The sequence below is a fragment of the Streptomyces sp. NPDC041784 genome, assembly GCF_055591025.1.
The window spans coordinates 2,335-9,937 of record NZ_JBVJAB010000019.1; the positions used below are offsets into that span (position 1 = coordinate 2,335).

The 7,603-nt window shown below is 67.5% G+C and carries 6 protein-coding genes and 1 pseudogene; 5 read left to right on the top strand and 2 right to left on the bottom strand.

The window, feature by feature from the left end; all coding sequences use genetic code 11:
- Positions 1 to 115: 115 nt before the first annotated feature.
- Positions 116 to 1,582 (bottom strand): non-reducing end alpha-L-arabinofuranosidase family hydrolase, encoded by a 1,467-nt coding sequence (locus ACZ6D7_RS32710; protein WP_469498685.1) that lies wholly within the window; start codon positions 1,580 to 1,582, stop codon positions 116 to 118.
- Positions 1,583 to 2,431: 849 nt separating this feature from the next.
- Between ACZ6D7_RS32710 and ACZ6D7_RS32715 the strand changes: the two genes are divergently transcribed.
- Both ACZ6D7_RS32715 and ACZ6D7_RS32720 read left to right on the top strand, forming a co-directional pair.
- Positions 2,432 to 3,859: an endo-1,4-beta-xylanase gene (locus tag ACZ6D7_RS32715; RefSeq protein WP_469498687.1), complete on the top strand. Its 1,428-nt coding sequence runs from the start codon at positions 2,432 to 2,434 to the stop codon at positions 3,857 to 3,859.
- Between the two features lie 100 nt (positions 3,860 to 3,959).
- Complete coding sequence (locus tag ACZ6D7_RS32720) at positions 3,960 to 5,261, top strand: RICIN domain-containing protein (protein WP_469499053.1); 1,302 nt, start codon at positions 3,960 to 3,962, stop codon at positions 5,259 to 5,261.
- Between the two features lie 483 nt (positions 5,262 to 5,744).
- On the opposite strand, the gene ACZ6D7_RS32725 is transcribed toward ACZ6D7_RS32720, so the two are convergent.
- Positions 5,745 to 6,575, bottom strand: coding sequence for a YhjD/YihY/BrkB family envelope integrity protein (locus ACZ6D7_RS32725; protein ID WP_469498690.1), 831 nt, complete (start codon positions 6,573 to 6,575; stop codon positions 5,745 to 5,747).
- Between the two features lie 159 nt (positions 6,576 to 6,734).
- Here ACZ6D7_RS32725 and ACZ6D7_RS32730 point away from each other — a divergent pair, with 159 nt between their 5' ends.
- The 3 genes and pseudogenes from ACZ6D7_RS32730 to ACZ6D7_RS32740 all read left to right on the top strand — a co-directional run.
- The gene (locus tag ACZ6D7_RS32730; RefSeq protein WP_469498693.1) at positions 6,735 to 7,091 is read left to right on the top strand and encodes a PRC-barrel domain-containing protein; all 357 of its coding nucleotides are present in this window, start codon (positions 6,735 to 6,737) and stop codon (positions 7,089 to 7,091) included.
- A gap of 38 nt (positions 7,092 to 7,129) precedes the next feature.
- The gene (locus ACZ6D7_RS32735) at positions 7,130 to 7,300 is read left to right on the top strand and encodes a hypothetical protein (RefSeq protein WP_469498695.1); all 171 of its coding nucleotides are present in this window, start codon (positions 7,130 to 7,132) and stop codon (positions 7,298 to 7,300) included.
- A gap of 99 nt (positions 7,301 to 7,399) precedes the next feature.
- Positions 7,400 to 7,603, top strand: a pseudogene (locus tag ACZ6D7_RS32740) (hypothetical protein); the annotation flags it as partial.

The window sequence follows — 7,603 nt, forward strand, 5'->3', positions numbered from 1 at the left end:
ACCCCGCCCCCCGTAGCCGGGGGGGCGCGGGTGTTTTCACGGGACCCGGGGGGAGTCCCCCCCCCCCCCCCCCCCCCGTCCGGCTCCATACCGGAGCCGGACTCGTGTCGCGCCGTCAGCGCTGCAGTGTCAGCAGACCTGGCCGGTAGGGCAGGAGGCCGTAGTCGCCGCCGGAGTTGGGGCTGCGCCCCTGGTAGAGCAACTGCAGATTGCAGGGATCGACGGTCATGGTCTGATCGGGGCTGGTGCGGATCAGTTCGCCATGGCTGATGTCGTTTGTCCAGGTGGCGCCACTGTTGGCCTTGCCGGCGAAGGGATTGCTCTCGGTCGCGGCCTGGGGTGTCCATGAGCCGTTCAGACTGGTGGCCGTGAACGAGCGGAAGTAGCGGCCCTGCGAGCCGATCGCCTCGACGATCATGAGGTAGCGGTTCTGGCCCTGGAGCTTGTAGACCTGCGGGGCTTCGAACAGGTTGTTCGTCGTATCGCTCATGATCACTGTCGAGGTCGCGCCGAAGCTGCCCGGGAAGTTCCCGATGGGCATACTGGCTCGGTAGATCTTGCCGTTGTCACCGGCGAAGAACAGGTACATGTTCGTCCCGTCACCGATGATCGTCTGGTCGATGGGTCCGGTTCCGGAGCCGGTGATACTTCCGGAGAAGAGCACCTGCTGGGATGACCAGCCATTCGGGTTGGTGGGGTCGCTCGACGTCCGGTAGGAGAAGGCGGTCCCGCCCCACTGGTAGGCGAGCACCCAGATGTTCTTCGGCGCGAAGTAGAAGAGCGTGGGCGCGACGGTGGAAGTCGACATCGTGTTCTGGCTGGCCGAGGCCATCTCCGACCAGTTGGTGAACAGGCCGAAGTTCATCGAACCCCACCTCGTCCCCGTGTCGTGCGTCGTCGCATAGACGAGTTGCCTGCCGTTGTAGGGCACGACGGTGAAGTCCTTGAGCGAGACCCACCCCGGCTTGGGCTGCGCCAGCGCGCCCGTTGATGTCCAGCGGTATGTCGACGGAAGATCGCACGGGCCGGGGTTGCCGCCGCCGACCTTGACGAGCTGCCACTGCTGGTTGGTGCCGCCCCAGTCGTCGTACTGGACGATGTTCGCGTTGTCGGCGGTGGAGGCGCCCTGAACTTCGAGGGCCTTGTTGCTGTGGCGCGCGATGAACCTCACGTAGCCGTCCGAGCTGTCGGCCAGCCGCCACTGCTGGTTGGTGCCGTTCAGGTCGGCCCACTGGACGATCGAGCCGCCGTTGGCGGTGGAGAAGTTGTGGACGTCCAGCACCTTGCCGGAATGGCGGGACTTGATGCGGTAGTAACCGCCGCCGGAGTCGACGAACTGCCACTGCTGCTGGTTCTGATCGTTCCTGGTCCACTGGGTGATGCGGGCGCCGTCGTTGGTCGCCATGTTGTAGACATCCAGGGCCTTGCCGCTGTTGCGGTTGACCAGCACATACGAGGCGTTGGGGTCTACGGTCGCCGCGCCGGCGGGCTGGGCGCCGAGGAAGGTGGCCACGAGCAGCAAGGGCGCCAGGACGGCGAGTAAGCGTCTTAGACGGACCGGGGACGGGTGGCGAAACCACATCAGAGGACTCCTTTGGGGGGCGGGGGTGAGGTGACCCCGATGAACCGCGGAGTGGACGTGCCGGGGGACAGGGAAAATCTCGAAAGTTTCGAAGAATTCCCCGATGCTTCGACGCCACAAGCTAGGAATGTGGGGCCCTCTGGTCAAGGCCTGTCGCCGATCTGTCCACAAACAGCGCCTCTCCTTTGGGCTTGACAAGCTGTCGCGCCGACCGGAAAAACTCCGGAGTTTGCGATATGGCTCGCCAGGCCAAGGCGTCCGCGCGGAGGAGAGGAGCCGAGTAAGCAGCGTGCGCACACTCTTCCCGGCCCCGGCCCCGGCCCCACGGCATCCGCCGACGGCGGCGCCGGGCGTTCGCCTTCCGGCTCGCCGGGGTTCCGGAATGTTTCGGGCTAGGAACCGAAACTTCTTCTGCGGGGAGTATTGACGACCATCGCCAGTGCCTCAATCATCCCTGTCTGGGAAACCGGCCGCAGTTCGAGATGTCGAACCAGATCGGCCTGAGCAATCTGTGCTGCACGGCAGATCCACGCACAGCTGCACGACAGATCCGCGCACCAAAGCACCTGCGCCACCCCGATTCGTTCCGGTGAGGTTCGCACCAGCGCATCCTCTCTTCGCGCAGTTGGAGAGGTACGCGACGCCGCGCGGTGGTCCCCCGGCTGAGCCGCGATGGAGTACCCCCATGCCTGTGTCGAATGAGATCGTCCCGGTTCCCTGACCGCCGCGTCCGGTGATTGCGTGCTGCCCGGGTTCCGGGCCGCCCCGTCCGTCTTTGCCGAGTGGGAGCGGACGGCGCATTCCCCTGCGCTTCAGTCCTTCCGTGATTTCCACCTTGGAGGCACAGCCATGGGCTCGTATGCCCTTCCCAGACCCGTTGTCCGCCGGAAGATCCGCGGCCTGCTGTTGGCGCTGGTCGTCGGCGTCCTCGGTGCGGCAGCCACGCTAGCCGCGCCGACTGCACACGCCGCCGAGAGCACGCTCGGCGCCGCGGCGGCGCAGAGCGGCCGCTACTTCGGCACCGCCATCGCCTCGGGCAGGCTGGGCGACTCGGCGTACACGTCGATCGCGAGCCGCGAATTCAACTCGGTGACGGCCGAGAACGAGATGAAGATCGACGCCACCGAGCCCCAGCGGGGCCAGTTCACCTTCACCGCCGGTGACCGCGTCTACAACTGGGCGGTGCAGAACGGAAAGCAGGTGCGCGGCCACACTCTGGCCTGGCACTCCCAGCAGCCCGGCTGGATGCAGAGCCTCAGCGGCAGCAGCCTGCGCCAGGCGATGATCGACCACATCAAAGGCGTGATGAACCACTACAAGGGCAAGATCGCCCAGTGGGACGTCGTGAACGAGGCCTTCGCCGACGGCACTTCGGGAGCCCGGCGCGACTCCAACCTGCAGCGCACCGGCAACGACTGGATCGAGGTCGCCTTCCGCACCGCGCGCGCCGCCGACCCGGCCGCCAAGCTCTGCTACAACGACTACAACGTCGAGAACTGGACCTGGGCCAAGACCCAGGCCATGTACGCCATGGTCCGGGACTTCAAGCAGCGCGGCGTGCCGATCGACTGCGTCGGCTTCCAGGCGCACTTCAACAGCGACAGCCCCTACAACAGCAACTTCCGCACCACCCTGCAGAGCTTCGCCGCCCTCGGCGTCGACGTGGCCATCACCGAACTCGACATCCAGGGCGCCTCGCCCACGACCTACGCCAACGTGACCAACGACTGCCTGGCCGTCCCGCGCTGCCTCGGCATCACCGTCTGGGGTGTGCGCGACAGCGACTCCTGGCGACCGCAGCACACGCCGCTGCTGTTCAACTCCGACGGCAGCAAGAAGCCCGCCTACACCGCCGTCCTCAACGCACTCAACGGCGGCTCCTCGACGCCCCCTGGGGATTCCGGACAGATCAAGGGCGTCGGTTCAGGCCGCTGCCTGGACGTGCCGAACGCCAGCACCGCCGACGGCACCCAGGTCCAGCTGTGGGACTGCCGCAGCGGCACCCATCAGCAGTGGACGCACACCGCCGCGGGCGAGCTCAGGGTCTACGGCGACAAGTGCCTGGACGCCGCCGGCACCGGCAACGGCACCAAAGTCCAGATCTACAGCTGCTGGGGCGGCGACAACCAGAAATGGCGCCTCAACTCCGACGGATCCATCGTCGGCGTCCAGTCCGGCCTCTGCCTCGACGCCGTAGGAGCCGGCACCGCCAACGGCACCCTGATCCAGCTCTACTCCTGCTCGAACGGCAGCAACCAACGCTGGACCCGCACCTGAGGGGACCTGCCAGAAACGAAAGGGAGAATCGATGAAGACCTACGGTGCGGCTTCCCCCGCCCCTCCACGAAGGCATCGCTGGTGGTCCCGGTTCGCCGCCGTGGTGGCGGCGACTCTCGCGATCGGCATGCTCGCCGCGGTGAATCCGGCGCCCGCCGAGGCGGCGACGGTGGACACCAGTGCCTGGTATGTCCTGGTCAATCGCAACAGCGGCAAGGCGCTGGACGTCTCTGGGACGTCCACCGCCGACGGCGCGGGGGTCAGCCAGTGGACGCGCCACGACGGAGCCAACCAGCAGTGGCAGTTCGTGGACTCCGGCGGCGGCTTCTACCGCCTCAAGGCACGGCATTCGGGCAAGGTCCTCGACGTGGCCGGCACCTCGACCGCCGACGGTGCCGCAATCCAGCAGTGGGCCGACCACAACGGGGCCAACCAGCAGTTCCGCCTGGCCGACTCCGACGCGGGCCACGTCCGGCTGATCAACCGCAACAGCGGCAAGGCGGTGGAGGTGCAGGGCGCCTCCACCGCCGACGGCGGCAACGTCGTCCAGTACACCGACTGGGGCGGCGCCAACCAGCAATGGCAGATGATCAAGCTGTCGTCCGGTGGCGGCGGGGGATGCGGCAGCGCCCCGACCCTGGCCAGCGGTACGCACACGATTCAAAGCGGCGGTAAGAGCCGCAGCTTCATCCTCAGGGTTCCCGCCAACTACGACAACAGCCACCCCTACCGGCTGATCTTCGCGTTCCACTGGCGGGGCGGAACCGCCGGCGACGTCGCCTCGGGCGGCACGAGCGGGACCGCCTGGTCCTACTACGGCCAACAGGAACAGTCGAGCAACAGCGCGATCCTCGTCGCCCCCCAGGGCCTCGGCAACGGCTGGGCCAATTCGGGCGGTGAGGACATCACCTTCGTCGACGACATGATCCGGCGAATCGAGGGCGGCCTCTGTGTCAACACAGCACAGCGTTTCGCCACGGGATTCAGTTGGGGCGGCGGTATGAGCTACGCACTCGCATGCAGCCGGGCGAACGTCTTCAGGGCTGTCGCGGTCATATCCGGCGCTCAGATCAGCGGCTGCAGCGGCGGCACCCAGCCCATCGCCTACTTCGGAATCCACGGCGTCAGCGACTCCGTCCTCAACATCGCGCAAGGACGGTCCCTGCGCGACAGATTCGTCAGCAACAACGGCTGCACCCCCCAGAGCCCGCGCGAGCCCGCACCGGGCAGCCGAACGCACATCACCACCACCTATTCGGGCTGCCGTGCCGGATACCCGGTCCAATGGGCCGCGTTCGACGGCGGCCACATACCCGGTCCGGTCGACGGCTCCCCCAGCGAAAGCGGCGTCGCCACCTGGACCAAAGCAGAGATCTGGAGGTTCTTCGCACAGTTCCAGTGACACGCCCGCACCCCGGAGTGGAGCCAGGATGATCCTGGCTCCACTCCGTCGACGTCTATCCCAGGCAGAGGACGGAGAGGAAATTTCAGGAGAGCTCCCGCGCCTTCGGACTGGTCCCGGCTGGCGAACAGGCCGTGGGAGAGTGGCGTTCGAAGAACACGCCCTCGCGGAGGGAGATCTCGCCCGCCCGGTTCACGGCCTCGCAGGCCGCCACGGCCCGCTCTAGAAGAAGACAGGTTTCCGAGGGCTGTAAGAACAACCTGAGTCCCCTGGGGCGGCGGGCCGCGGATGATTCTGACGTGGGGGACGGCTTCGCAGCACCCGCGCCGGCACGGGGTGAACCGTCCGACCGGATCATGGTCGAGCGCGACGAGCTGTGGTCCCTGCCGACAGGGGAGTGTTGGTTCGACGCGCACCCGGTGCTACGCGTGGTGCGCACGTCCATCGGTCCGATCGAGCTGGGCGACCAGGTTCAGCCCGCGCTCAGCTGCGCCGTTGCAGTGCGGGTGCCCTGCGAGGGAGTTCGTACAGCAGTCGGCCGACCAGGGCACCGCCGAAGACGACGACGCCCACGCCGACCAGCCAGGACTGGATGACCAGGACAGTTCCGACGGCGCCGTAGGAGACGGCGTTGGACGCGATCAGCGGTGAGAAGACGAGCCTGGAGAAGACCCTCAGACCCAGCAGCCCGACTACCGTGGCCACGGCGCCGGGGAACAGGGCACGCCAGCGGACCCTCCCGCCGAGCAGCAGGCGCTGGGACCACCAGAGGAACAGCACGGCGCTCAGCGAGGCGACGGCTCCACCTGCCAGGGGTTCACGGCGCAGCGTGGTGGTGGCGGAGACGAAGAGGTATCCGGTGAGGACGGCGAGCCACACCACATGCCGCCATCTGGCCCACCAGCGGGCCGGCGGCAAGTCCCAGACCTTCTCGTAGCCGGTCTGCACCGCCGCCCCGAAGGACAGGCCGAACACGGCAAGGGCGGCGATGCCGAACGCGGTCGTGGTCCGCAGTGCCTGGCCGGGCCGGATGAACAACTGTTCGACCTGCCGCCTGGCAGCCGTTGACACGCCGAGCCCTTCCCCCAGCCACTGCGCGAACCCCCGCCCGTGCTCGGGATCGGCAGAGGAGACGATGATCAGCAGCGGCACCAGCGTGAGGAACCCCAGCGCCGCGAAGCCCAGCGAACGCGGCCACAGCTCCATATCCCTGCTGCGCCGCCATCCGCGCCCGACCGGCGAACGGCTGATCACGCGGCGCAGCCGGCCGACCCGAGACGAACGGTCCGCGGCGCCGGAAGGCTTCATAGACATGCCTGTCGACTACCACGGGCGAAGCCCCTGCCACGGCAGGACGCGACGCAGACATTCCCGGATAGCCTGGAGGAACAATGGGCTACCGGGTTCAGCAGGCTGCGACTGTCCGCCGGGGGCGCTCGCACCGGCCCGGGGTAACGGCTCAGGAGGCAGGCCATGATCCATGCAGCCGATGTCCGCGAGTGGCGCAACCGTAGCGTCGTCGACCCGAAGGGCCACAAGATCGGCGTACTCGAAGCGGTCTACGTGGACACCACCACCGACGAACCGGCCATGGCCACGGTCCGCACTGGGCTCCCTACCCGCCACCAGCTGGCCTTCGTGCCCCTCGACGAGGCGATCCTCGGGCCGGACTACGTGAAGGTCTCCCACGCCAAGGCACTGGTGAAGAAGGCGCCCTCGGTCGGCATGGACGACATCCTGCCCGCCGAGTCGGAAGAAGCGATCTTCCGGCACTACGACATGCCCTATCAGACGGGCGCAGGCGGCGAGCGGCAACTCGCGCGCCGCTGAGCGCCTGCGTTCAGCTGCCCAAGGGAGGCGTGGGCGTCATGGCCCTCTTGCTGTTTCTCGTTCTGGTCGCCCTCGTGCTGGGAATCATCGGCGTGGCCGCGGAAGGGCTGGGCTACTTGCTGATCATCGGCATCGTGATCCTTGTGGCTGCGCTGGGCCTCATGGCCGTGCGCTGGTCCCAGCGCACCGGTCGCCGCCCCCTCCGATAGAAACCAGCAGCCCGCCCACGTCACTGGCACTGCCGAAAGGCCAGGCCACGACCTGAGCGCTGTCCCGTAAGTGATCTTGATGTGCGATGGTCTTGGACTGTGGCTGGTGTGATCACGGCGTCAGAGCCGTCTTGGACAGCCCCGTTCACCGGGCTGAGCCCACGCACCTTCGGCAAGTTGGTGACTCAACTGCGCCGCCACGGCCCGGCGCGGCGGGTCCGGGCCGGGCTCTGACACTCCCCCTTCCAGATCGGGTGGTGAGTGTCGGAGGAAAGCGATGCCCCATGGGATGGGGGGCCGGAG